20 protein-coding genes are annotated in these 23,011 nt (G+C 62.0%); 15 read left to right on the top strand and 5 right to left on the bottom strand.

Annotated features, from left to right (window positions below):
• Nucleotide 1 precedes the first annotated feature (1 nt).
• Genes tauB through tauD form a run of 3 tightly spaced genes read left to right on the top strand, consistent with a single transcriptional unit; the run spans nt 2 to nt 2,462 of the window.
• On the top strand, nt 2-781 hold the full coding sequence (gene tauB, locus AC3ZU9_RS06700; protein WP_320400065.1) for a taurine ABC transporter ATP-binding subunit: 780 nt from the start codon (nt 2-4) through the stop codon (nt 779-781).
• On the top strand, nt 778-1,614 hold the full coding sequence (tauC, locus tag AC3ZU9_RS06695) for a taurine ABC transporter permease TauC (protein ID WP_490090459.1): 837 nt from the start codon (nt 778-780) through the stop codon (nt 1,612-1,614). Before tauB ends, tauC begins: the two co-directional genes overlap by 4 nt.
• Nucleotides 1,615-1,625: 11 nt before the next feature.
• Nucleotides 1,626-2,462: a taurine dioxygenase gene (gene tauD / locus AC3ZU9_RS06690; protein ID WP_490090458.1), complete on the top strand. Its 837-nt coding sequence runs from the start codon at nt 1,626-1,628 to the stop codon at nt 2,460-2,462.
• 115 nt (nt 2,463-2,577) lie between these two features.
• Here tauD and mgrA read toward each other — a convergent pair whose 3' ends face one another.
• The 4 genes from mgrA to epsC all read right to left on the bottom strand — a co-directional run bounded on the left by mgrA (nt 2,578) and on the right by epsC (nt 8,540).
• On the bottom strand, nt 2,578-3,615 hold the full coding sequence (mgrA, locus tag AC3ZU9_RS06685; protein ID WP_012721676.1) for an L-glyceraldehyde 3-phosphate reductase: 1,038 nt from the start codon (nt 3,613-3,615) through the stop codon (nt 2,578-2,580).
• A 108-nt stretch (nt 3,616-3,723) separates the two neighbouring features.
• Entirely contained in the window at nt 3,724-5,073 is a 1,350-nt protein-coding gene (locus AC3ZU9_RS06680; protein ID WP_122810929.1) for an OprD family outer membrane porin, read from the bottom strand.
• Between the two features lie 183 nt (nt 5,074-5,256).
• The gene (gene betT / locus AC3ZU9_RS06675; RefSeq protein WP_490090485.1) at nt 5,257-7,218 is read right to left on the bottom strand and encodes a choline transporter BetT; all 1,962 of its coding nucleotides are present in this window, start codon (nt 7,216-7,218) and stop codon (nt 5,257-5,259) included.
• 395 nt (nt 7,219-7,613) lie between these two features.
• Complete coding sequence (gene epsC, locus AC3ZU9_RS06670; RefSeq protein ID WP_043204635.1) at nt 7,614-8,540, bottom strand: serine O-acetyltransferase EpsC; 927 nt, start codon at nt 8,538-8,540, stop codon at nt 7,614-7,616.
• A 166-nt stretch (nt 8,541-8,706) separates the two neighbouring features.
• On the opposite strand from epsC, the gene AC3ZU9_RS06665 reads away from it, so the two are divergent.
• The 12 genes from AC3ZU9_RS06665 (at nt 8,707) to AC3ZU9_RS06610 (ending at nt 20,640) form a co-directional block, all read left to right on the top strand.
• The gene (locus AC3ZU9_RS06665; protein ID WP_490090457.1) at nt 8,707-9,702 is read left to right on the top strand and encodes a D-cysteine desulfhydrase; all 996 of its coding nucleotides are present in this window, start codon (nt 8,707-8,709) and stop codon (nt 9,700-9,702) included.
• Nucleotides 9,703-9,981: 279 nt separating this feature from the next.
• Nucleotides 9,982-10,776 (top strand): cystine ABC transporter substrate-binding protein, encoded by a 795-nt coding sequence (tcyJ, locus tag AC3ZU9_RS06660; protein WP_012721671.1) that lies wholly within the window; start codon nt 9,982-9,984, stop codon nt 10,774-10,776.
• The gene (gene tcyL, locus AC3ZU9_RS06655; RefSeq protein ID WP_012721670.1) at nt 10,776-11,441 is read left to right on the top strand and encodes a cystine ABC transporter permease; all 666 of its coding nucleotides are present in this window, start codon (nt 10,776-10,778) and stop codon (nt 11,439-11,441) included. The genes tcyJ and tcyL overlap by 1 nt, the downstream gene beginning before the upstream one ends.
• A gap of 3 nt (nt 11,442-11,444) precedes the next feature.
• Complete coding sequence (tcyN, locus tag AC3ZU9_RS06650) at nt 11,445-12,191, top strand: L-cystine ABC transporter ATP-binding protein TcyN (RefSeq protein WP_012721669.1); 747 nt, start codon at nt 11,445-11,447, stop codon at nt 12,189-12,191.
• A 375-nt stretch (nt 12,192-12,566) separates the two neighbouring features.
• Nucleotides 12,567-13,331: a hypothetical protein gene (locus AC3ZU9_RS06645; protein ID WP_102059923.1), complete on the top strand. Its 765-nt coding sequence runs from the start codon at nt 12,567-12,569 to the stop codon at nt 13,329-13,331.
• 187 nt (nt 13,332-13,518) lie between these two features.
• On the top strand, nt 13,519-14,760 hold the full coding sequence (locus AC3ZU9_RS06640) for an SfnB family sulfur acquisition oxidoreductase (protein ID WP_122810931.1): 1,242 nt from the start codon (nt 13,519-13,521) through the stop codon (nt 14,758-14,760).
• Nucleotides 14,761-14,784: 24 nt separating this feature from the next.
• Nucleotides 14,785-15,978, top strand: coding sequence for an SfnB family sulfur acquisition oxidoreductase (locus AC3ZU9_RS06635; RefSeq protein WP_490090456.1), 1,194 nt, complete (start codon nt 14,785-14,787; stop codon nt 15,976-15,978).
• Complete coding sequence (locus AC3ZU9_RS06630; protein ID WP_102059920.1) at nt 15,978-17,330, top strand: LLM class flavin-dependent oxidoreductase; 1,353 nt, start codon at nt 15,978-15,980, stop codon at nt 17,328-17,330. The genes AC3ZU9_RS06635 and AC3ZU9_RS06630 overlap by 1 nt, the downstream gene beginning before the upstream one ends.
• A gap of 81 nt (nt 17,331-17,411) precedes the next feature.
• On the top strand, nt 17,412-18,227 hold the full coding sequence (locus tag AC3ZU9_RS06625) for a MetQ/NlpA family ABC transporter substrate-binding protein (protein ID WP_012721664.1): 816 nt from the start codon (nt 17,412-17,414) through the stop codon (nt 18,225-18,227).
• Complete coding sequence (locus AC3ZU9_RS06620; protein ID WP_012721663.1) at nt 18,224-19,339, top strand: methionine ABC transporter ATP-binding protein; 1,116 nt, start codon at nt 18,224-18,226, stop codon at nt 19,337-19,339. The genes AC3ZU9_RS06625 and AC3ZU9_RS06620 overlap by 4 nt, the downstream gene beginning before the upstream one ends.
• A complete protein-coding gene (locus AC3ZU9_RS06615; RefSeq protein ID WP_016974994.1) occupies nt 19,329-19,973 on the top strand; it encodes a methionine ABC transporter permease in 645 nt (214 codons plus the stop codon). The genes AC3ZU9_RS06620 and AC3ZU9_RS06615 overlap by 11 nt, the downstream gene beginning before the upstream one ends.
• Before the next feature lie 40 nt (nt 19,974-20,013).
• A complete protein-coding gene (locus AC3ZU9_RS06610; RefSeq protein WP_012721661.1) occupies nt 20,014-20,640 on the top strand; it encodes a class I SAM-dependent methyltransferase in 627 nt (208 codons plus the stop codon).
• Between the two features lie 116 nt (nt 20,641-20,756).
• On the opposite strand, the gene AC3ZU9_RS06605 is transcribed toward AC3ZU9_RS06610, so the two are convergent.
• A complete protein-coding gene (locus AC3ZU9_RS06605) occupies nt 20,757-22,934 on the bottom strand; it encodes a glycoside hydrolase (protein WP_490090455.1) in 2,178 nt (725 codons plus the stop codon).
• Nucleotides 22,935-23,011 lie beyond the last annotated feature (77 nt).

The following is a 23,011-nucleotide window of genomic DNA, read 5'->3' as shown; positions in this document are numbered from 1 at the left end:
GATGGCCTTGCTACAGCTGGAGCGCATCAGCGCACAGTACCCAGGCGCCACAGAACCGGTACTGTCAGACATTTCACTCGACCTGGGGCCCCAGCAATTGCTGGTGGCCCTCGGCCCGTCCGGCAGTGGCAAGACTTCGCTGTTGAACCTGATTGCCGGCTTTGTCGAACCGTCTGCCGGGCGCATCACCCTCGATGGTGTGCCGGTCAACGGCCCCAGCGCCGAGCGCGGCGTGGTGTTCCAGGACGACGCCCTGCTGCCCTGGCAGGACGTACTGGCCAATGTCGGCTTCGGCCTGGAGCTGGCCGGTGTGCCCAAGGCGCAACGCGAAGTCCGCGCCCGGGAAATGCTTGCGCTGGTTGACCTCGCTGGTTTCGACAGCCGCCGTATCTGGCAGCTTTCCGGCGGCCAGAAGCAACGTGTCGGCCTGGCCCGCGCGTTGGCTGCCGACCCGCGCGTACTGCTGATGGACGAACCCTTCGGCGCCCTCGATGCCTTCACCCGCGAGCAGATGCAGGAGCTGTTGCTGCAAGTCTGGCGGCGCACGGCCAAGCCGGTGTTCCTGATCACCCACGACATCGAAGAGGCGGTATTTCTCGCCACCGACCTGATCCTGCTGGCACCCAACCCCGGCCAGATCGTCGAACGCCTAAGCCTGGACTTCGGCCAGCGCTACGCCGCCGGTGAATCGGCGCGGGCGATCAAGTCCGACCCGCGCTTTATCGAAACCCGCGAACACGTGCTGAGCAAAGTGTTCTCCCAACGGCAGGTGTCCGCATGAGCAGCTACGAACTCCCCGCCACCACCACCCAGCCAGTGGCGCACGCGGTTATTCCGGTGCGTCGCAGCTTGAGTACGCGCTGGATCAGCCTGCTGACCCTGTTCACCTTGTTGGCCCTCTGGTGGGCCGTGACCGCCACCGGTTTGATCGAACCCTTATTCCTGCCACCGCCGTCCGCCGTGCTGCAAAAAGGCTGGCTGTTGGCGACCAGCGGCTACATGGATTCCACCTTGTGGCAGCACTTGGGCGCGAGCCTCAGCCGTATCGGCCTGGGCCTGGGTTTTGCCGTGCTGACCGCCGTGCCCGTGGGCATTGCCATCGGTTCCAATCGTGTCGCCCGGGGTGTGCTCGACCCACTGATCGAGTTCTACCGACCGATCCCACCCCTGGCCTATCTGCCGTTGATCGTGATCTGGTGCGGCATCGGCGAGCTGTCCAAGGTGCTGCTGATTTACTTGGCGATCTTTGCGCCCATTGCCATCGCCACGGCAACCGGCGTGCGCACGGTCGACCCGGCCAAGCTGCGCGCCGCGCAGTCGCTGGGCGCCAGCCGTGCGCAGTTGATTCGTCATGTGATCCTGCCGAGCGCCCTGCCCGATATCCTCACCGGCGTACGCATCGGGCTGGGTGTGGGTTGGTCGACATTGGTCGCCGCAGAATTGATCGCCGCCACCAGCGGCCTGGGCTTCATGGTGCAGTCAGCGGCGCAGTTCCTGGTCACCGACGTGGTGGTGCTGGGGATCCTGGTCATCGCCTTGATCGCCTTCGCCATGGAAATGGGCTTGCGTGCACTGCAACGCAAACTGGTGCCTTGGCATGGCCAGGCACATTGAGTGAGAACCGCATGAGCAGCCTGACCGTTACCCCCTTAAGTACCGCACTGGGCGCCCAGATCAGTGGCGTCGACATCACCCAGCCGCTGGACCTCGAGCAGCGCCACGCCATTGAACAGGCGTTGCTCACGCACTCGGTGCTGTTCTTCCGAGGCCAAGCCATCAACCCGCAGCAGCAAGCGCGGTTTGCGGCGAATTTCGGCGACCTGCATATCCACCCGATTTACCCCAACGTACCGGAACAGCCCGAAGTGCTGATCCTCGACACCGCCGTCACCGACGTGCGCGACAACGCCGTGTGGCACACCGACGTGACCTTCCTGCCCACCCCGGCGCTCGGTGCGGTGCTCAGCGCCAAGCTGCTGCCGGCGTTTGGTGGCGACACGTTGTGGGCCAGCGGGATCGCGGCGTATGAGGCATTGTCCGAACCGTTCAAGCGGTTGCTCGACGGGCTGACCGCGACGCATGACTTCACCAAATCCTTCCCGCTGGAGCGCTTTGGCAACACCGCCGATGACCTGGTGCGCTGGGAAGAAACCCGCAAGAAGAACCCACCGCTGTCACACCCGGTGGTGCGTACGCATCCGGTGAGTGGGCGTAAGTCGCTGTTCGTGAGTGAGGGGTTTACCACCACAATCAATGAGCTTGAGCCGGCGGAAAGCGAGGCGATCCTCAAGCTGTTGTTCGCCCACGCGACACGCCCGGAGTTCACCATCCGCTGGCGTTGGCAGGAAAACGATGTGGCGTTCTGGGATAACCGCGTGACGCAGCATTACGCGGTGGATGACTACCGGCCGCAACGGCGGGTGATGCATCGGGCCACGATTTTGGGGGACATCCCCTTCTAAAGCCTGGCATAAATCAAATGTGGGAGCGGGCTTGCCCCCGATGGCAGTTTGTCAGTCAACCAATCACTGACTGATCTACCGCTATCGGGAGCAAGCCCCCTCCCACATTGACCGGTTATTCAGCAGTGGAGGGTTTTTCCCACAGGTTGATCCCGCCTTCCTGCGCGAACCGATCAATCTCCGCCAGTTCTTCGGCGCTGAAGCTCAAATTCTTCAACGCCCCGACGTTTTCAATAATCTGCTCCGGCCGGCTCGCACCAATCAACGCACTGGTCACCCGTGGATCACGCAACGTCCAGGCCAATGCCAGTTGCGCCAGGCTCTGGCCACGCCGCTGGGCAATTTCATTCAGCGCCCGCACGTGGGCGATGTTGGCTTCGGACAGGTGCTTGGCCTGCAACGAACCGCCACCCGGCCGATTCACTCGCGCATCGGCCGGCACGCCGTTGAGGTATTTGTCAGTCAGCAGCCCTTGGGCCAGCGGCGTGAAGGCAATCACCCCGGCACCGAGTTCTTCGGTGGTGTCCAGCAGGTCTTTTTCCACCCAGCGGTTGAGCAGGTTGTAAGCCGGTTGGTGGATCAGCAGCGGCACTTTCCACTCATTGAGCAGGGCGGCGATTTCGCGGGTTTTTACCCCCGAATAGGACGAGATACCGATGTACAACGCCTTGCCTTGCTGCACGGCGGTGGCGAGGGCGCTGGCGGTTTCTTCCAGCGGGGTGTCGGCGTCAAAACGGTGGGAGTAAAAAATATCCACGTAGTCAACGCCCAGGCGCTGCAGGCTCTGGTCCAGGCTCGCCAGCACGTATTTGCGCGAACCGCCGCCCTGGCCATAAGGACCGGGCCACATGTCCCAACCGGCCTTGCTGGAGATGATCAGTTCATCGCGGTAGTGCTTGAAGTCTTCGCGCAGCAAACGGCCGAAGTTGATCTCGGCGCTGCCATAGGGCGGGCCGTAGTTGTTGGCCAGGTCGAAGTGGTTGATCCCCAGGTCGAATGCGGTGCGCAGCAGGGCGCGCTGGGTGTCGATCGGGGTGCTGTCGCCAAAGTTGTGCCACAGGCCCAGGGACAGTGCCGGCAGCACCAATCCACTGCGGCCTACGCGGCGATACGGGATAGATTCATAGCGGTTTTCGGCAGCAATGTAAGTCATCGAATCCTCTCTTGGACGTAGGCAAATAAGGCCTGGGAATAACGATATTCCCAGGCCTTTTAACCAGCTGAATCGCTTAAGTCTGCCTGTCCGTTTTACAGCAATTTCCTACCAGAGTGGAACGACATAGCTGACATAGAGGCGGTTTTCATCCTGCACGGTGGCGCCGGTGATATCCGGGCTGGCGTGGGCGTTTTTCCAGGTCACACCGAGGCCTTTGAGGGTGCCGGTGGGTACTTGATAGGCCACGGCAACGTCACGCTCCCATTCGCTGGTAGTGCCCTGCGCCGTGCGGATGTCATCGCCGTGGGCGTAGCCGGCGGAGAACGTCAGGCCGGTGAGGCCGAGTGTGCCGAAGTCATATTTGTACTGCGCCAGCCAGGTGCGCTCACCGGCATGCTGGAATTTATTCAACTGCAGGTTGGTCAGCGCCGGGGTGTCGGCACCTGAACCGGGGCCCTGGCGGTTGTCGCCGCTGTTCAGGCCGGAATCCAAGTACGGGAAGTCGCTGTCGCCGCTGTTCTTCTGGATCCCCAGGCCGACGGTGTGACCGTCCAGGCTGTAGCTCTCGAGCAAGCTGGCGGTGGTCTGGTTGATGCGGCCTTTGCCGGTGCCGTCACCATAGAGGCCGGCCGCCGCAAAGTCTTTGTCGCCATCGGCGTTGCCACCCACGCCCAGGCTGCGGAACACGCGCACGTCGGTGTCGATGGCGCCCACGGACAAGGCGTCATGGCGCTTGGCGCCGAGGAAGAACTGCTGGTAGTAATCCTCAAGGTTGGAGTACCACAGGCTGACCGTGGTGTTCTGTATACCGGTGTAATCCGCGCCGCCGAACAGGAAGCGATCACTCTCTTGGGTCCCCCCGGCAGTGATCATGCCCTGGTCGCCGGTTTCGTTGCGGATCTTGGTCTTGAAGATATCGCCGCCGGTGAAGGTGAAGTCGCTGAGGTCTTTGGACACCAGCTGCACACCCGTGTTGGTCTGCTGGTAAAGGCGCCCGTCGGTGTTGGCCAGTACTGGGTTGTTGCCGTAGAGCGTACCGACGCGCAGTTCATCCTTGGCAAAACGCATCTTGAACGTCGGGCTCAGCACGCCGAACTGGTCGGCGGACTTGCCGTTGTCCAGCGGGAACATGCTGCCGGGGTAACGGCCCTGGTGATCCTTGTCGTTGAGGTCGCCACCCGAGTCCAGTTTCAACCCGTAGAACGCCTGCAGATCCAGGCCAAACCCCACCGGCCCCTCGGTGTAGCCGGACTTGAAGTTGAACTCGAAGCCCTGGCCCCAATCGCGAATGCTGTGGGCCTTGGCGTTGCTGTTCACCACATCACGCCCCTGCTGGTTGAGATAGCGATTGAGCAGGGTCACATCAGCGTGGCTGTCATCGATAAAATCGGCATGGGCGGACAGCATAAAGCTCGCCATGGCGGCACCCACCACGGGGCTTAATAACGTCTTCATCGGTACCGGTCTCCGTCACTGTTTTGAAATGAAAGCGTCAAACGCTTCACACAATTACGCAGTGGCCAGATGACAGTTGCGCGTCAAACCGAGGGTTTGACGGATGAAATTAAATTTAAGAAAGCCCTCTAGAACGGGGCTTTGCGGGGTTTAAGGAGCGGGCAAGCCCGCTCCCACAGGCGACTAACGTACCAAGTGCAGGAACTGCAGATGCCGTTCGTACTGGTCGAGGATGTCGTTGATGATCTGCTCCTTCGTGTAGCCCACCAAGTCGTAGTCCTGGCTGCCCTCACTCAAGTGCACTTCCGCCCGGTAGTAGCGACGGTTGTTGAGCTCTTTGGAGCCCATACCACCACGGGCGAAGGACGGTGTGAAGTAACCGCGCATCTGCACCTGGTAGACGAAGGGATGCTCCTCGCCATGGCCGATTTCCAGGCTCACGCTGTCGTTGGCCGGGTCGGGCTGAGTCACCACATTCAGGCCCTTCTCGACAAACACCGCCGTCACTTCTTCGATGGCCGGACGCACCGTTGCCTCAAGGAAGCGGTACACCTCGTCACGCGACGGGAAGTGCACAGCCTGGCTCAGGCGCTGGCGCCAGCCGCCACGCCCCTTGCGCGCCGCCGAGATCGGCGCCAGCGAATGCAGCTGGGCGATCTGCTTCTGCGATTCCAGATGGAAGGCTTTGTGCAGTCCCCACATCATCAGCAGCAGGATCATCGAGAACGGCAACGAGGTCAGCACCACCGCTGACTTGAGCGAATCGATACTGCCGGCGAACAACAAGGCACTGGTGACCAGCGCGGTCATCGCCCCCCAGAACACCCGCAGCCACTTCGGCCCGTCTTCATCGGCGTTGCCGCCCTTGGACGACAGCGTCGACAGCACGACGGTGCCCGAGTCTGCCGAGGTGACGAAGAACACGAAGCTGATAAACACCGTGACCGCGATGACGGTCTTGCTCCACGGGTAGGTTTCCAGCAGCAGGTAGAGGCTCATCGACGGGTCATCGATGGCCGACTGGCCGAGTGCGACCATGCCGTGGTTGAGCACTTGGTCGATGGCGCTGTTGCCGAAAATCGACATCCACGCCAGGGTAAAGCCCAGCGGGATCAGCAGTACGCCGAAGACGAATTCACGGATGGTACGACCACGGGAAATACGCGCGATAAACAGGCCCACGAACGGCGACCATGCGATCCACCAGGCCCAGTAGAACACGGTCCAACCGCCCAGCCAGTCGCTCGGTTTATCGTAGGCGTACACGTCGAAGCTCTTGGTCGGCAAGGCGCCCAAGTAGTCACCGATGTTCTGTATCAAGGTGTTGAGCAAGTGCTGGGTGGGCCCGGCGAACAACACGAACAGCAGCAGCGCACAGGCCAGCAGCATGTTGATGTCGGACATCACCCGCACGCCTTTATCGACGCCGGCCACGGCGACCAGGATCGCGGCGCCCATCATCAGGGTGATCAAGCCAACCTGGATCCACTGGGTGTGGGCGATGCCAAACAGGTAATCGAGCCCGGAGTTGAGGTGCAGCACACCAAAGCCCATATCGGCGCCGAGGCCGAACACCGTGGCGATGATGCCGAAGCCATCCACCGCATAACCGATAGGGCCGTTGATGCGCTTGCCGATCAGTGGGTACAGCGCCGATCGCAATGCCAGCGGCAGGTTATGACGGTAAGCGAAGTACGCCAAAGCCATGCCGACAAAGGCGAACACGCCCCAGCCATGCAAGCCCCAATGCAGAAACAGCACCTGCATGGCCTGACGCGCGGCGTCGGCGTTGAGCGGCGCGCCCTGTGGCGGTTGCACCAGGTGCGTCAGCGGCTCGGACACGCAGAAAAAGAACAGCGTGATACTGATGCCGGCGGCGAACAGCATGCCGGCCCAGGACAGGTAACTGAATTCGGGCTCGTCGTGGTCGGCACCGAGTTTTATCTTGCCGTAGCCCGATAGCGCGGTGACCACCACGAAGACCAGATACAGGGTCATCGCCAACATGTAGTACCAGCCGACCGTATTGGCCGCCCAGTTTTGCGCCGCCAGCAACCAGGCACCGGCCTGTTGCGGGATAGCGATGACCGTGATGCCGAACAGCAGGATGAAGGTCGCGGCAAAGTAGAAGACGGGCGCATTCATGCGCACCATGCCGCTGGCTGGGGTGGACGATGCACTCATGAACGATGCACCCCTGGTGTGTGAGATGTGGCTGTCAATAACGGACTCAGCAAAGGTAAGCCTCCTGTTGTGAGCGGGCAGCGAACCACCGGGTTTAACTTGAACGAGCATTCAAGTTAAACATGGATAGGCGGTCTGGGACTAATCGCAAGGCTGAGTGGTAGGTGATTCCTACACTAGCTCAAGGACTGGTATGACGGGCGAGAAGGGGAAATCGTTCAGCGGTCTGGAGGTGAAATGCACACAAAATGTGGGAGGGGCGTGCCCCCGATGGCGGTGGTTCAGCCAATTCATTATTGACTGACACTCCGCTATCGGGAGCAAGCCCCCTCCCACAGGGTATTTGTGCAGGTGCTTTACTTCTGCGCGCCGTCCTCATGCTGCAAATTCGCCTGGGTAATATTCGCTCCCGCCGGCACGCTGCGCGTCAGCCACACATTACCGCCGATGGTCGAGCCCTTGCCGATGGTGATGCGCCCCAGGATCGTCGCGCCGGCGTAGATCACCACGTCATCCTCAACGATCGGATGGCGCGGGTGCCCTTTCTGCAACTGCCCATCTTCATCCGCCGGGAAGCGCTTGGCGCCCAGCGTCACCGCTTGGTAGATGCGCACTCGCTCGCCGATGATCGCGGTTTCGCCAATCACCACGCCCGTCCCGTGGTCGATGAAAAAGCTAGGGCCAATCTGGGCGCCGGGGTGGATATCGATACCGGTGGCCGAGTGGGCAATCTCTGAACTGATGCGCGCCAACAGCGGCAAACCGGCGCGATACAGGTGGTGCGCCAAGCGATGGTGAATCACTGCCAGGATCCCCGGATAGCACAGCAGCACTTCATCCACACTGCGCGCGGCCGGGTCGCCGTGATAGGCGGCCAACACGTCGGTGTCCAACAGGCTGCGCAGGGACGGCAAGGCCAGGGCGAAATCCTGGATCAGGCGGATGGCAAGGGCGTCGACCGCGCTGTCATCCTGGCCGCCTTGGCGCGCGGCGTAACGCAGTTCCAGGCGCGCCTGGGCCAGCAATGCGTTGAGGGCGACATCGAGGGTATGGCCGACGTAAAAGTCTTCACTTTCTTCACGCAGGTCCACCGGCCCCAGGCGCATCGGGAACAACGCACCGCACAAGGCTTCAAGGATCTGCGCCACGGCTTCGCGCGATGGCAGCTCACGGCCGCCATGTTCACCACTCAAGCGACCGTTGCGCGTTCGCCACTGGTCCCGGGCGCCGCGCAGTTGGCTGACGATGGTCTGTAATTGCCAATGACTGGAACGCTCACTCACGGTATTCACTCCTGACGAAATGGCCCTCACTTTACGGTATGCACCCTGGCCGCCCTTAAGAACCAATGGTGCGATGCTAAGAACCATCCGACATAAGCGATTGTCGGTTGCCCGATGAAAAGTGCCTGCCTATAGTCGCCCCACCACTCAGCAACCGTGCGTAACCATGATCAAACAACAGCTCGAACGTTTTAATCGCCTGGACCTGCTGGGCGGCGCCACTGCCCTGGAAAAACTCGAGCGGCTGTCGACTTGGCTGGGCCGGGACATCTACGTCAAACGCGACGACACCACGCCGCTGGCCATGGGCGGTAACAAGCTGCGCAAACTCGAATACCTCGCCGCCGATGCCATCGCCCAGGGCGCCGACACCCTGGTGACCGCCGGCGCCATCCAGTCCAACCATGTGCGCCAGACGGCTGCGCTGGCTGCCAAGCTTGGCCTGGGCTGTGTCGCCCTGCTGGAAAACCCCACCGGCACCGAAGACCCTAGCTACCTGGGCAACGGCAACCGCCTGCTGCTGGACCTGTTCGACGCCAAGGTAGAATTGGTGGAGAACCTCGACAACGTCGACGACCAGCTCAACGCCCTCGCCGACCGTCTGCGCAGCAACGGCAAGAAGCCGTACCTGGTGCCCATCGGCGGCTCCAATGCCCTCGGCGCCCTGGGTTATGTGCGCGCCGGCCTGGAGCTGGCCGGACAGATCCAAGACAGCGGCATCGACTTTGCCGCCGTGGTGCTGGCGTCCGGCAGTGCCGGGACTCACAGTGGCCTGGCCCTGGCCTTGAGCGAAGTGCTGCCGAACCTGCCGGTGATGGGCGTCACCGTGTCGCGTACCGACGAAGCCCAGCGCCCGAAAGTGCAGGGCCTGGCCGAACGCACCGCCGAGTTGCTGGGCGTGGCGATCCCCGACGCCTTCAAGGTGATCCTGTGGGACGAATATTTCGGCCCGCGTTATGGCGAACCGAACGCCGGCACCCTTTCGGCGGTCAAGCTATTGGCAAGCCAGGAAGGCCTGCTGCTGGACCCGGTCTACACTGGCAAGGCCATGGCCGGCTTGCTGGACGGTATCGGGCGTCAGCGGTTCGAGGATGGCCCGATTATTTTCCTGCACACCGGTGGGGCCCCGGCATTGTTTGCCTATGACTCGGTTTTCAACTGAATAAACGCAGGCTAAATGTGGGAGGGGGCTTGCCCCCGATAGGGCAGTGTCAGTTTATGCATGTATCACTGACCCACCGCTATCGGGGGCAAGCTCCCTCCCACATTAGACTCAACATATATTCAAAAATAGAATATGAATTTAGATTTATATTATTTTCAAGTCTTAAAAACCGGCTTTATCATCGCGCCGTAGGCGAAGACGCGCTACGCGCTTTAAGGCAGGATACGACTACTGCGTCACCTGCTTCGCTCAACATAAAAAACACAGGGGCTCTTCATGACTATTTCTGTATTCCGTCGCACGTTGTTGGTTGGCACTTTGGGCCTGGCTCTCGGGGCGGGCCTGCTGGGGCAGGCGGTTGCCGGTGAACAACTGGGCAACATCAAGAAAGCCGGCGAGATCAAGATCGGCCTGGAAGGCACCTATCCACCGTTCAGCTTTGTCGATGAAAGCGGCAAGCTCAGCGGGTTCGAGGTTGAGCTTTCCGAAGCCTTGGCCAAAGAGCTGGGCGTCAAGGTCAAGCTGCAAGCCACCCCGTGGGACGGCATCCTCGCAGCCCTTGAGTCCAAGCGCCTGGACGCCGTGGTCAACCAAGTGACCATCTCCGAAGAGCGCAAGAAGAAATACGACTTCTCCAAGCCTTACACTGTCTCGGGTATCCAGGCGCTGGTCCTGAAGAAAAACGTCGACACCATCAAGACCGCCGACGACCTGGCCGGCAAGAAGGTTGGCGTGGGCCTGGGCACCAACTACGAACAATGGCTCAAGGACAACCAACCCAAAGCCATCATCAAGACCTATAACGACGACCCGACCAAGTTCCAGGACCTGCGCATCGGCCGCATCGACGCCATCCTGATCGACCGCCTCGCGGCTTTGGAATACGCCAAGAAAGCCCCGGACACCGCTGCCGCCGGTGATGCCTTCTCCCGTCAGGAAGCCGGTATTGCCCTGCGCAAAGGCGAGCCTGAGCTGCTGGCCGCTGTGAACCAGGCTCTGGACAAGCTGCGCGCCGACGGCACCTTGAAAAAGCTGTCCGAGAAATACTTCAACGCTGACGTCACTCAATAATGGAAGCAGGTTTCCAACTCGCGCTGGACTCCGCGCCCTTTCTGCTCAAGGGCGCGTATTACACGGTGATTCTTAGCCTGGGCGGGATGTTTTTCGGTTTGGTGCTGGGCTTCGGCCTGGCCTTGATGCGTTTGTCGCGCTTCAAGTTGGTCAGTTGGATTGCCCGTGTCTACGTGTCGTTCTTTCGCGGCACGCCCTTGCTGGTACAGCTGTTTTTGATCTACTACGGCTTGCCGCAAGTGGGCATCGAGCTGGATCCGATCCCGGCCGCCATGATCGGCTTTTCGCTGAACATGGCCGCCTACGCCTGTGAAATCCTGCGCGCCGCCATCGCCTCCATCGAGCGTGGCCAGTGGGAAGCTGCCGCCAGTATCGGCATGACCCGTGCGCAGACCCTGCGCCGGGCCATCCTGCCGCAGGCGATGCGCACGGCGTTGCCGCCGCTGGGCAACAGTTTTATTTCGCTGGTCAAGGACACGGCGCTGGCCGCCACCATCCAGGTGCCCGAGCTGTTCCGCCAGGCGCAACTGGTGTCTGCGCGAACCTTCGAAATTTTCACCATGTACCTCTCCGCAGCCCTGATCTACTGGATCCTGGCGAGCATCCTGGCGCATTTGCAAAATCGTCTGGAAGACCGGGTCAACCGGCATGACCTGGAGTCCTGAAGCATGATCGTGGTTGAAAAACTGACCAAACAATTCAACGGTCAGGTGGTACTCAACGGCATCGACCTTGAGGTCAAGGAAGGCGAAGTCATCGCCATCATCGGCCCCAGCGGTTCCGGCAAGACCACCTTCCTGCGCTGCCTGAACTTCCTCGAGCAACCCACCAGCGGCCGCATCAAGGTGGGTGACATCGAGATCGACACCAGCAAGCCGATCAACCAGCAACAGAGCCTGGTGCGGCGCTTGCGCCAGCACGTGGGGTTTGTGTTCCAGAGCTTCAACCTGTTCCCCCACCGCACCGCGCTGGAAAACGTCATCGAAGGCCCCACCGTGGTCAAGAAGATGCCGCACGACGCCGCTGTCGCGCTGGGCCGCCAGTTGTTGGCCAGGGTCGGCCTGGCGGGCAAGGAAGACGCCTACCCACGGCGCCTGTCCGGTGGCCAGCAGCAGCGCGTGGCGATTGCCCGTGCGCTGGCCATGGAGCCGGAGGTGATCCTGTTCGACGAGCCCACCTCGGCCCTCGACCCGGAACTGGTGGGTGAAGTGCTGGCGACCATCCGCAGCCTCGCCGAAGAAAACCGCACCATGGTCATCGTCACCCACGAAATGAGCTTCGCCCGTGATGTGGCCAACCGGGTGATCTTCTTCGACAAGGGTGTGATCGTGGAGCAAGGTGAAGCCAAGGCGCTGTTTGCCAACCCCAAGGAAGAGCGCACCAAACAGTTCCTGAGTAAATTCCTCGCCCACTGATACACCCTTGAATGTGGCGAGGCCGCTTGCTCCCGCTGGAGTGCCAAAAAGCTTGGCGCCGCTGCGCAACCCAGCTGGAGCAAGCGTCCTCGCCACAACAAGCGGCTCCTACAGGAAATCCGCGTACCCCCCCGGTAAAAGCCCTCTTCGCAGCCGCCATAAAAGCCCCCTCCCAGTCAGACCCTTCTGAATATCTCCAAACCCGCCGTTTAGCCTTTTGCCGCCATTGACGCTCCTTGGCCAACCCTCTTATCTAGCGCCCAGAGGATTGGATCCTATCCCGGCTACTCACTGAATCGTTCTTTTCGGCCCCCCCGCGCACCCGCGCCAAAAGGTCCGGAACGATTGCTGCTGGCTGCATCAAGGAGATTACTTATGACGCACACCCTGCTCACCGCCCCGACGCTGCCCCAGGCCATCGCTCATGGCATCAATGCCCTGGCCGCCACCCACCTGCAAGTCGACATTGCGCCGTATCCCGGCATGGATGAAGGCGACCTGATCGAGCTGTTCTGGAACAACTGTTTTGCCGCTTCACGCCGGGTAACGGCCTGCAGGATCGGCGCGATCACCCACCTTCGGGTGCCGGAAAGTTTCGTGCTGGATGGCCCGGCCCGGGTGCATTACCAGGTCATGCAAGTCGGCCGTTGCGCTGCACGTTCGGCGGTGGCGCAAGTGCGCGTAAAGACCCTCTACCCAGGCGGCCAGCCCTCGCCCCTGTACCGCGACGAAAACCATAACCTTGCCCCCGTAGGCCTGCCCGACACCATCCGCCGCTATGGCGTCAACGCCAGGCAGGTGCGACGCGGCATTCCCCTGACCATCGAGCCCTACCTGAACATGACCCGCGGCGATGCCATCACGCTGCGCTGGGGCGATGCGCGCCTGGATCTGCCCCAGGTCCAGGCCAAGGACATCGGCCTGGCGTTACAGGTATGGGTGCCGTCAACGGTGATTATCGAAGCCGGCGACGACTGCCGACTGGAAGTGACCTACTGCATTCTGGATCGCGTCGGCAACAATTCACGCTGGGCGCCCGCCCGTACTGTGCGCATTGCCGCCGAGGCCCCCACCCCCACGGCCGGGGCTGAGCTGATCTACCAGCCGCGACCAATGGGGTCACCTTGCGAACCGGGGTGAGAGACCTTCTATGCATATTCCCAAAAGTTAGTTTATTTAAATATTTAACACGCTTAGGGTATATGCACCGGACCACCGGACATTCCTGATTTTTCTGTTTTTATTTCATTGAATGCGAGGTCGGTATGGTCAGAATTACCCCGGTGCATAACGCCAGGGCATTACGTGCAGCCAAGGAGCGGCGCTGATGTCTAACTTGGCTCTAACACCCCCCCAGAGCGATCTGGACGTAGCCCCCTTGCTGTTGCCGGCCGCCGTGCTGCGTAACGACGCAGAGGCGCTGACGGCCGCTCATGAGCTGGCCCAGGCTGCGCGCCTGCAAGCCGCCAAGCGCGACCAGCAGCGCAAGCTGCCATGGGCGCAGATCGAGCAGTTCACCCGCAGTGGGCTGGGCAGTATTTCCATTCCCCGTGAATACGGCGGCCCGCAGGTGTCGTTCGTAACCCTGGCCGACGTGTTCGCGATCATCAGCGCGGCAGACCCAGCCCTCGGGCAGATCCCGCAGAACCATTTCGGCATCCTGCACCTGTTGCAGGGCGCCGCTACCGAACGCCAGAAAAAGCAGCTGTTCCAGAGTGTGCTCGACGGCTGGCGCATCGGCAACGGCGGCCCGGAGCGCGGCACCAAAAACACCCTGGAACTCAAGGCGCGCATCACCACCGTAGGTGACGGTTACGTGATCAGCGGCCAGAAGTTCTACTCCACCGGCGCATTGTTTGCCCATTGGGTCGCGGTAAAAGCCCTGAACGATGACGGTAAGCAGGTCATGGCGTTCGTGCGCCGTGGCACTGAAGGGCTGCGCATCGTTGACGATTGGTCCGGCTTCGGCCAACGCACCACCGCCAGCGGCACGGTGCTGTTGGACCACGTGCCGGTGGACGCCGAGTTGGTCGTTGAAAACTGGCGTATCGGCGAAACCCCGAATATCCAAGGTGCCGTCTCGCAACTGATCCAGGCCGCCATCGACGCCGGCATCGCCCGGGGTGCACTGGATGACACCGTGGCGTTCGTGCGTGAGCGCTCGCGCCCGTGGATCGACGCCAAGGTCGAACGCGCCAGCGATGACCTGTATGTGATCGCCGACGTCGGCAAGCTGAAGATCGAACTGCACGCCGCCGAAGCCCTGCTGCGCAAGGCCGGCCGGGTGCTGGACCAGGTCAGCGCCGCGCCGATCACCGCGCAATCCGCGGCACGTGCATCCATCGCGGTGGCCGAGGCCAAGGTGCTGACCACCGAAGTGTCGCTGCTGGTCAGCGAAAAGCTCTTCGAACTGGCCGGCAGCCGCGCCACCCTTGCCGAATTCAACCTCGACCGCCACTGGCGCAACGCCCGCGTGCACACCCTGCACGACCCGGTGCGCTGGAAGTATCACGCCATCGGCGCCTATCGATTGAACGGTACCTTGCCGGCTCGCCATTCCTGGATCTGACCGACCAGACATCTGGAGAACATCATGACTTTCTCTCACCCCGTCGCGGTCATTACCAGCGACGAACAAGCCCTTATTGTCGCCAGCGACCTGGCCGAAGACTTCCGCCGCGACAGCGCCCAGCGTGACCGCGAGCGCCGCCTGCCCTTGCCCGAGCTGGACGTGTTTTCGCGCTCCGGCCTGTGGGGCATCAGCGTGCCCAAGGAGTACGGCGGCGCGGGCGTGTCCAACGTCACCCTGGCCAAGGTCATCGCCTTGATCGCCCAGGCGGATGCGTCCCTGGGCCAGATCCCGCAAAATCATTTCTATGCCTTGGAAGTGCTGCGTGTGAACGGCAGCCCCGCACAACAACAGCGCTTGTACGCCGAAGTGTTGGCCGGTCAACGCTTCGGTAACGCCCTGGCGGAACTGGGCACCAAGACCGCCCATGACCGCGTCACTTCAATCACCCGCGACGGCGACGGTTTGCGCATCAGCGGCCGCAAGTTCTACTCCACCGGTGCGATCTACGCTCAACGCATTCCCACCTCGGTGGTGGATGAACAGGGCGTGCAGCAACTCGCCTTTGTGCCGCGCGACAGCGACGGCTTGACCGTAATCGACGACTGGAGCGGCTTCGGCCAGCGCACCACCGGCAGCGGTTCGGTGGTGTTCGACAACGTGTGGGTCGCCGCCCAGGACGTGATTCCGTTCCAGAGCGCCTTCGAGCGCCCGACCACGGTCGGCCCCCTGGCGCAGATCCTCCACGCCGCCATCGACACCGGCATCGCCCGTGCGGCCTTTGAAGACGCGCTGCACTTCGTACGCACCAAGACCCGCCCATGGATCGACTCCGGCAGCGACAAAGCCACCGAAGACCCATTGACCCTGAAAAGCTTCGGCCACCTGAGCATCCGCCTGCACGCCGCCGAAGCGCTGCTGGAGCGCTCGGGCGAATTCCTCGACCGTGCCCAGGCCGACAGCAATGCCGAGACGGTTGCGGCCGCCTCGATTGCCGTCGCTGAAGTGCGCGCCTTGAGCACCGAAATCTCCCTGGCCGCCGGCAGCACCTTGTTCGAACTCGCCGGCAGCCAGGCGACCCTGGCCGAGCACGGCCTCGACCGCCACTGGCGCAACGCCCGCGTGCACACCCTGCACGACCCGGTGCGCTGGAAGTACCACGCGGTGGGCAATTACTACCTCAACGATGAAAACCCGCCGCTGCGGGGGACCCTCTGATGAGCAAAAAGAAGATCCTGCTCAATGCCTTCAACATGAACTGCATCGGGCACATCAACCACGGCCTGTGGACCCATCCACGGGACACGTCCACCCAGTACAAGACGATTGAATACTGGACCGACCTGGCGCAAACCCTGGAGCGCGGGCTGTTCGATGGCCTGTTCATCGCCGATATCGTCGGCGTCTACGACGTGTACCAGAACTCGATCGATGTGCCGCTCAAGGAGTCCATCCAGCTGCCGGTGAATGACCCGTTGCTGCTGGTCTCGGCGATGGCGGCGGTCACGAAGAACCTCGGCTTCGGCCTTACCGCCAACCTCACCTACGAGCCGCCGTATCTGTTCGCCCGGCGCATGTCCACGCTCGACCACCTGAGCCGTGGCCGCGTGGGCTGGAACATCGTCACCGGCTACCTGGACAGCGCCGCCAAGGCCATGGGCCTTACCGAGCAGGTCGAGCATGACCGCCGTTACGACCAGGCCGATGAATACCTGGAAGTGCTCTACAAACTCTGGGAAGGCAGCTGGGAAGACGGCGCGGTGCTCAATGATCCGCAGGCGCGGGTGTATGCGCAGCCGGGCAAGGTGCACAAGGTCGAGCACCACGGCGAGTTTTATCAAGTGGAGGGTTATCACCTGTGCGAGCCGTCGCCACAACGCACGCCGGTGCTGTTCCAGGCCGGCAGCTCGGATCGCGGCTTGCTGTTCGCCGGGCGGCATGCCGAATGTGTATTCATCAGCGGGCAGAACAAGGCGGCGACCAAGGTCCAAGTCGATAAGGTGCGCGCCAGTGCGGTCGAGGCCGGACGTAATCCCGATGACATCAAGGTGTTCATGGGCCTCAACGTGATCGTGGGCGCCACCGAGGAGCTGGCCTGGGCCAAGCACGCTGAATATTTGAGCTACGCCAGCCCGGAAGCCGGCGTGGCACATTTCTCGGCGTCCACCGCCATCGATTTTGCCCAATACGCACTGGACGAACCGATCCAGTACGTGAAGAGCAACGCAATCCAGTCGGCCACCAAGAACCTGCAGAACAACGACTGGACCCGGCGCAAGTTGCTGGAGCAACACGCCCTGGGCGGCCGCTACATCACCCTGGTCGGCTCACCCGAGCAGGTTGCCGACGAGTTGGAATCCTGGATCAGCGAAACCGGCCTGGATGGCTTCAACCTCACGCGCATCGTCACGCCGGAAAGCTACGTGGACTTTATCGACCTGGTGGTGCCGGAGTTGCAACGCCGTGGGTCGTACAAGACCGCTTATGAGACCGGCACCCTTCGGGAAAAAGTCTTCCACGGCACGGCTCGCCTGCCCGAACAACACACCGGATCCACCTACCGCCACTGATCAAAAATGTGGGAGGGAGCTTGCCCCTCCCACATTGGATCTCCATTGCTTTCACCAACACCTTATGACTGGAAATCGACCATGAAAAAAACACTGCTCTCCCACCCAGTCAAAGCACTGGCCTTGGCTTTCGGACTGTTCAGCTCGGCGGTGTTCGCCGCCGATGCACCGTTGAAAATCGGCACCACCGCTGCCTTCGCCATTCCATTGGAAGCCGCCGTGGCCGAAGCCGGTAAACAAGGCCTGAAGGTCGAGCTGGTGGAGTTCACCGACTGGATCGCGCCCAACGTCAGCCTGGCCGCCGGCGATATCGACGTGAACTACTTCCAGCACATCCCGTTCCTGGAAAACGCCAAGGCCGCCGCCGGTTTTGACCTGGTGCCGTACGCGCCGGGCATCATCAACAACGTCGGCCTGTATTCGAAGAAGTACAAGCGCATCAGCGACCTGCCCGAGGGCGCCAGCGTGGCGATTGCCAACGACCCGATCAACAGCGGGCGTGGCCTGCAATTGCTGGCCAAGGCGGGCTTGATCACGCTCAAACCGGGCGTAGGCTACAAGGCCACCGAAGAAGACATCGTCACCAACCCGAAGAAGATCAAGATCCTGCAAGTCGAGGCCGTGCAATTGGTGCGCGCCTATGACGATGCCGACCTGGTGCAGGGTTACCCGGCGTATATCCGCCTGTCCAAGACCTTCGATGCCGAGTCGGCGCTGTTGTTCGACGGCCTCGACCATCCGGAGTACGTGATCCAGTTCGTGATCCAGCCCAAGAGCAAGACCGACCCGCGGGTGATCAAGTTCGTCGACATCTACCAGCATTCGCCCGTGGTGCGTGCTGCGTTGGACAAGTCCCTCGGTAAGCTCTATCAGGTCGGCTGGGAAGATAAAAAATGACCGCCGCCCACTCTCAACTGCGCGACCTGGGCTTGCCGCCCAGGGACGCCGAGCAGACCGAACTGCATCCGGACCTGAACCGCGCCCACGTGCGTTTTATCAACCTGGGCAAGACCTACGACGGCACCGTGCATGCTTTGCAAGGCATCGACCTGGCGATCCAGCGCGGTGAAGTGTTCGGCATCATTGGCCGCAGCGGTGCCGGCAAGTCGTCGCTGATTCGCACTATCAACCGCCTCGAACAACCTAGCAGCGGACGGGTGCTGATCGATCAGGTGGACATCGGTGACTTCGACGAAGACCGCCTGGTGGCGCTGCGTCGGCGCATCGGCATGATCTTCCAGCACTTCAACCTGATGTCGGCCAAGACGGTGTGGCAGAACGTCGAGCTACCGCTGAAAGTGGCGGGCGTGCCGAAGCCGCAGCGTGAGAAAAAGGTGCGCGAGCTGCTGGAGCTGGTGGGTCTGCAGGACAAGCACACGTCCTACCCGGCGCAGCTGTCCGGCGGGCAGAAACAGCGCGTGGGCATCGCCCGCTCGCTGGTGCACGACCCGCAGATCCTGCTGTGCGACGAGGCCACGTCGGCGCTCGACCCGGAGACCACCCAGTCGATCCTCGGCCTGCTGCGCGAGATCAACCAGCGCCTGGGCCTGACCATCGTGTTGATCACCCATGAGATGGCGGTGATCCGCGACATCTGCGACCGCGTGGTGGTGCTCGAACACGGGCGCATCGTCGAGCAGGGCCCGGTGTGGGAAGTGTTCGGCAACCCGCAACATGAGGTCAGCAAGACCCTGCTGGCACCGCTGCAACATGGGCTGCCGGACGAGTTGCAAAGCCGTTTACAGGCCAAACCAGCGACCGCCGATGCCTCGGTGGTGCTACGCCTGCGATTCACCGGCAGTGATACCGACGAGCCGGACCTGGCCGCGCTGTTCAGCGCCCTCGGCGGGCGCGTGCGCTTGCTGCAAGGCGGCGTGGAACGCATCCAGGGGCATGCCCTGGGGCAACTGCTGCTGGCGGTGAAGGGCTCGCCTCACAGCGCAGAAGAACTGCGTAACCGCGCCGGCAATTGGGCACAACAGGTGGAGGTGCTGGGCTATGTGGTTTGATCGTTTAGTGCAGGGCGCCATCGACACGTTGTTGATGGTCGGCGTGTCGTCATTGATTGCGCTGCTGGTGGGGATTCCACTGGCGGTGTTCCTGGTGACCAGCGACAAGGGCGGCATCTACCAGGCACCGGCGTTGAACCGCGTGCTGGGGGCGTTCGTCAATCTGTTCCGCTCGATTCCGTTCCTGATCCTGATGGTGGCGTTGATCCCGTTCACGCGGCTGATCGTCGGCACTACCTACGGCGTATGGGCCGCCGTGGTGCCGCTGACCATCGCCGCCACGCCGTTTTTTGCGCGCATTGCCGAAGTGAGCCTGCGCGAAGTCGATCACGGCCTGATCGAAGCCGCGCAAGCCATGGGCTGCCGCCGCTGGCACATCATCTGGCACGTGCTGCTGCCGGAAGCGCTGCCGGGGATTGTCGGCGGGTTCACCATCACCCTGGTGACCATGATCAACTCGTCAGCCATGGCCGGCGCGATTGGCGCGGGCGGCCTGGGCGATATCGCCTACCGCTACGGCTACCAGCGTTTTGATACGCAGATCATGCTCACCGTGATTGTGCTGCTGGTGATCCTCGTGGCGGTGATTCAGTTGGGCGGTGATCGGTTGGCGCGGGTGCTCAACAAGAGGTGAGGTATAGTCGGGCCATCGAAGACGCCCGGTATTACCCGTCATGACTCTTAAGCCCGACGACCTCAACACCATCACCGCCACCACCCTCGGCCACTACAACACAGTGGCCGAAGACTTCCGCGAAGGCACCCGCGACCACGACGTGAGCCAGAACATCGACGCGCTGCTGCGGCATATCCAGGGCACGGCGCCCTTTACCGTGCTGGATTTCGGCTGCGGGCCGGGGCGCGATTTGCAGACGTTCACGCGCATGGGGCATATCGCCGTAGGACTGGACGGCTCCGAGCGGTTTGCGCAGATGGCGCGGGAAGACAGTGGTTGTGAGGTGATGCAGCAGGACTTCCTGAAGCTGGACCTGCCCGCCGAACGCTTCGACGGGATTTTCGCCAATGCCGTGCTATTTCATATTCCCAAGCAGGAACTGCCGCGTGTGCTCAAGCAGTTGCAAGGGGCGTTGAAGCCGGGTGGCGTGCTGTTCAGTTCCAACCCTCGGGGTGAAAACCAGGAAGGCTGGAATGGACCTCGGTACGGGTCGTATCACGACCTGGCGGCGTGGCAAGCGTTGCTGACGCAGGCAGGGTTCGTGGAGCTGGAGCATTACTATCGACCAGCGGGATTGCCGAGGGAGCAGCAGCCGTGGTTGGCCAGTGTGTGGCGCAAGCTGTAGATTTTCGTTGCCTCGTCTGAAGCCATCGGGGGCAAGCCCCCTCCCACAGTTTGATTGGTGAATACAGTCAATATGTGGGAGGGGGCTTGCCCCCGATGACGCCTGCTGAGGCAACCTTACTCCACCTGATACGCCAGCGTTTTTTCACCCACCCCATGTGCAGTCACGCTGCGCCCGGCATAGCCCTCTCTTTCCTCGCCAGAAAAATTAGCCACCAACCGCGTCCCATCGGCAAAGGTGGTTTCCTGCACCTGCCTATCCGCCGTCAACCAACGAAAACCCGTCATCGCCTGGGTCGCCAACCGCTGGTGCAACGGCCGGAAAAACCGGTCCTGGCGCTGTATCGCCGGCAGCCGCCGCTTAACCGTCGAAGCACTCAAGTGATACAGCGGCGGCACGTTATAGAGCAGCTGCGTCAGCTCGTTTTCAGCCTGCACATTGCTCAGCTTCAAGCTGTCGAACAGCCAGTGATGGGTAGTGATCACCGAGCCGTGGAACACCGCCTGGTACAGCGGCAGGCGCATGGTCGGCTCGAAATACACCGTACGAAACGGCTCTTTTAACGGCACGGGCTTGAAGAACACGGCCGGCTGCTCCGGCGGATACCAATTACCCACGTAATAGGCCGATTGCTTGTCTTGGGTCATCTCCCGATCCCCCCAGCCAATCACCGGCGTCTGCATACCATGGGCGAACAGGATGCCTTGGGCGGTGATAGCGTTGCCGTCTTCGGAGCCGGCGGGCAACTTGAGTACGGTATTGAGCCAGCGCGAAGCGTCGATGTTGCCTTCGGCGTTCTGCGCCTGGGTCATTGTGGCCCCGTCACGGTAGCTGTCGAAGACCATGCTGGTGGCGTAAGCATCGAGAAACCAGGCGTTGAAACCGGCCTTTGCCTGGACAGCCTGTACACGCGCCTCCAGCAGAGGCCGCACGCAGCGCGGATCGGTGTAGTGGCCGGACTGCTGGAAACCGGTTTTCAGCTTGCCGCCCTTCAGCACAATCGCGCACTCGCGGTACGCCCTGCCGCCCAGGTGCGCGGTGGTCCAATCCGAATTTTCCGTGGCCGACAACGCGGTTTCATAGGAGTCATAGGGGGCCATCAGGAAGCCTGCGTCGACCCCGGCCCGGATCGCCTCGGGGTGCCAGAGACCGCCTTCCCAGCCTTCGCCCAAGGTCAGCAGCAAACGCGGCAGCTCTGAGCTGCGCAATGCCTGGATCACCTGGCTGCCCCAGTGTGCGGGCGTATCACTCAGCGCCCCGGCAAAATCCACGGCCAGCTCGCTACGCAGCTCGCCATAGCGCGCGGCGAGCTGGGTCATGTCGGGTTCCTCTACCTGCCAACGCTGCCGAGCCTTTTTGTTGATCGCCGCGTTCAGGCCCCGGAGCACTACCGTCTGCTCATAGCGATTCAAAGGGGAATCCTGCGCGAGGACCTTGGCGGATTCCTTGTCCAATAAGCCTTGGAGCGCATGCCCGCGCAAGCGCTTGAGCAACAGCGGCCAATCGCGCACATCCTCGGGGGCCAGCAAGTCATTGCCCCACAGGTAGACATGACTGGCGCCCAGCAGCTTCTCGGCCTCGGGCGTCTGCCGCAGTTTGTCAGCCAGTGGCTCATACCGGCCCTGCTCCACCAACCATTGGCGGTAGCGCTTGGCGCCAGCCAACGGATCGGCCTCACCCAGGTGCAACAGCAGGGTCATGGGGGTGCTGGGGTTGAGCGTGGTGAATTCATGGGCCACTGACAGGGCCTGGTTTTCCTGCCAGCGCAGGCGGTTGTTGTAGGGATTGGTCAGTAACCAGCTGAGGGTGAACCCGCCGTGATCGACACCCCACAGCGGCAGGCTGAGATCCTGGGTCGTGTTGAAGTCACCTTGCTCCAGCAGGAAAGCCTTCCATACGGCATTCCCGGTGGGCACGTAATGCCCCTCGGCCAACGGCCACATCAGCCCCCTGCCCAGGGCATTCGCCGGTTGCACGAGGATCGGCAGCTCACCCGCTTGCCGCGCCGTGATGGATAGCGCCAGGTCACGCTGCTGGAGGCTGGCGCTCACCCGAAAGGCGCCGTCATCCCATTGCCAGCTCGCTTGCTGATCGCGCTGCTCAAGTTGGCTGACGGCACGTGCCGCGACCCCGCTGGAGGCCTGTATCGTCGGCTGGCCGTTAGGCGTAACGCGGATAGCAAGGGTGGCCGGGTCGAGTTCGACCCGCCACAAGGTGTTTTCCAGAACGGTGGCGAACGTCAGCGGCGAGAGGAATACACCGCAGAGCAACAAAACAGAACGCAGGTAGCGCATGGGATTGGACCCGAACGAAATGAAAGTCGGGAGGGTAGACCACTCAATGACTGGCGGGGGCAACGCGTATCACCTCC

Source organism: Pseudomonas sp. A39, assembly GCF_058145955.1.
Note: the sequence above shows the minus strand (reverse complement) of the source record. Positions and strands in the feature narration are given on the sequence as shown.

Bases quoted from the DNA above. Each gene is read 5' to 3' on its own strand.
- AC3ZU9_RS06630 (WP_102059920.1), top strand. From the start codon at position 15,978: ATGAGCAAAAAGAAGATCCTGCTCAATGCCTTCAACATGAACTGCATC.
- AC3ZU9_RS06645 (WP_102059923.1), top strand. From the start codon at position 12,567: ATGACGCACACCCTGCTCACCGCCCCGACGCTGCCCCAGGCCATCGCT.
- AC3ZU9_RS06635 (WP_490090456.1), top strand. From the start codon at position 14,785: ATGACTTTCTCTCACCCCGTCGCGGTCATTACCAGCGACGAACAAGCC.
- AC3ZU9_RS06605 (WP_490090455.1), bottom strand. From the start codon at position 22,934: ATGCGCTACCTGCGTTCTGTTTTGTTGCTCTGCGGTGTATTCCTCTCG.
- AC3ZU9_RS06665 (WP_490090457.1), top strand. From the start codon at position 8,707: ATGATCAAACAACAGCTCGAACGTTTTAATCGCCTGGACCTGCTGGGC.
- betT (WP_490090485.1), bottom strand. From the start codon at position 7,218: ATGAATGCGCCCGTCTTCTACTTTGCCGCGACCTTCATCCTGCTGTTC.
- tcyL (WP_012721670.1), top strand. From the start codon at position 10,776: ATGGAAGCAGGTTTCCAACTCGCGCTGGACTCCGCGCCCTTTCTGCTC.
- mgrA (WP_012721676.1), bottom strand. From the start codon at position 3,615: ATGACTTACATTGCTGCCGAAAACCGCTATGAATCTATCCCGTATCGC.
- AC3ZU9_RS06610 (WP_012721661.1), top strand. From the start codon at position 20,014: ATGACTCTTAAGCCCGACGACCTCAACACCATCACCGCCACCACCCTC.
- tcyJ (WP_012721671.1), top strand. From the start codon at position 9,982: ATGACTATTTCTGTATTCCGTCGCACGTTGTTGGTTGGCACTTTGGGC.
- AC3ZU9_RS06620 (WP_012721663.1), top strand. From the start codon at position 18,224: ATGACCGCCGCCCACTCTCAACTGCGCGACCTGGGCTTGCCGCCCAGG.
- tauB (WP_320400065.1), top strand. From the start codon at position 2: ATGGCCTTGCTACAGCTGGAGCGCATCAGCGCACAGTACCCAGGCGCC.
- AC3ZU9_RS06625 (WP_012721664.1), top strand. From the start codon at position 17,412: ATGAAAAAAACACTGCTCTCCCACCCAGTCAAAGCACTGGCCTTGGCT.
- AC3ZU9_RS06640 (WP_122810931.1), top strand. From the start codon at position 13,519: ATGTCTAACTTGGCTCTAACACCCCCCCAGAGCGATCTGGACGTAGCC.
- tauC (WP_490090459.1), top strand. From the start codon at position 778: ATGAGCAGCTACGAACTCCCCGCCACCACCACCCAGCCAGTGGCGCAC.
- tcyN (WP_012721669.1), top strand. From the start codon at position 11,445: ATGATCGTGGTTGAAAAACTGACCAAACAATTCAACGGTCAGGTGGTA.
- AC3ZU9_RS06680 (WP_122810929.1), bottom strand. From the start codon at position 5,073: ATGAAGACGTTATTAAGCCCCGTGGTGGGTGCCGCCATGGCGAGCTTT.
- tauD (WP_490090458.1), top strand. From the start codon at position 1,626: ATGAGCAGCCTGACCGTTACCCCCTTAAGTACCGCACTGGGCGCCCAG.
- AC3ZU9_RS06615 (WP_016974994.1), top strand. From the start codon at position 19,329: ATGTGGTTTGATCGTTTAGTGCAGGGCGCCATCGACACGTTGTTGATG.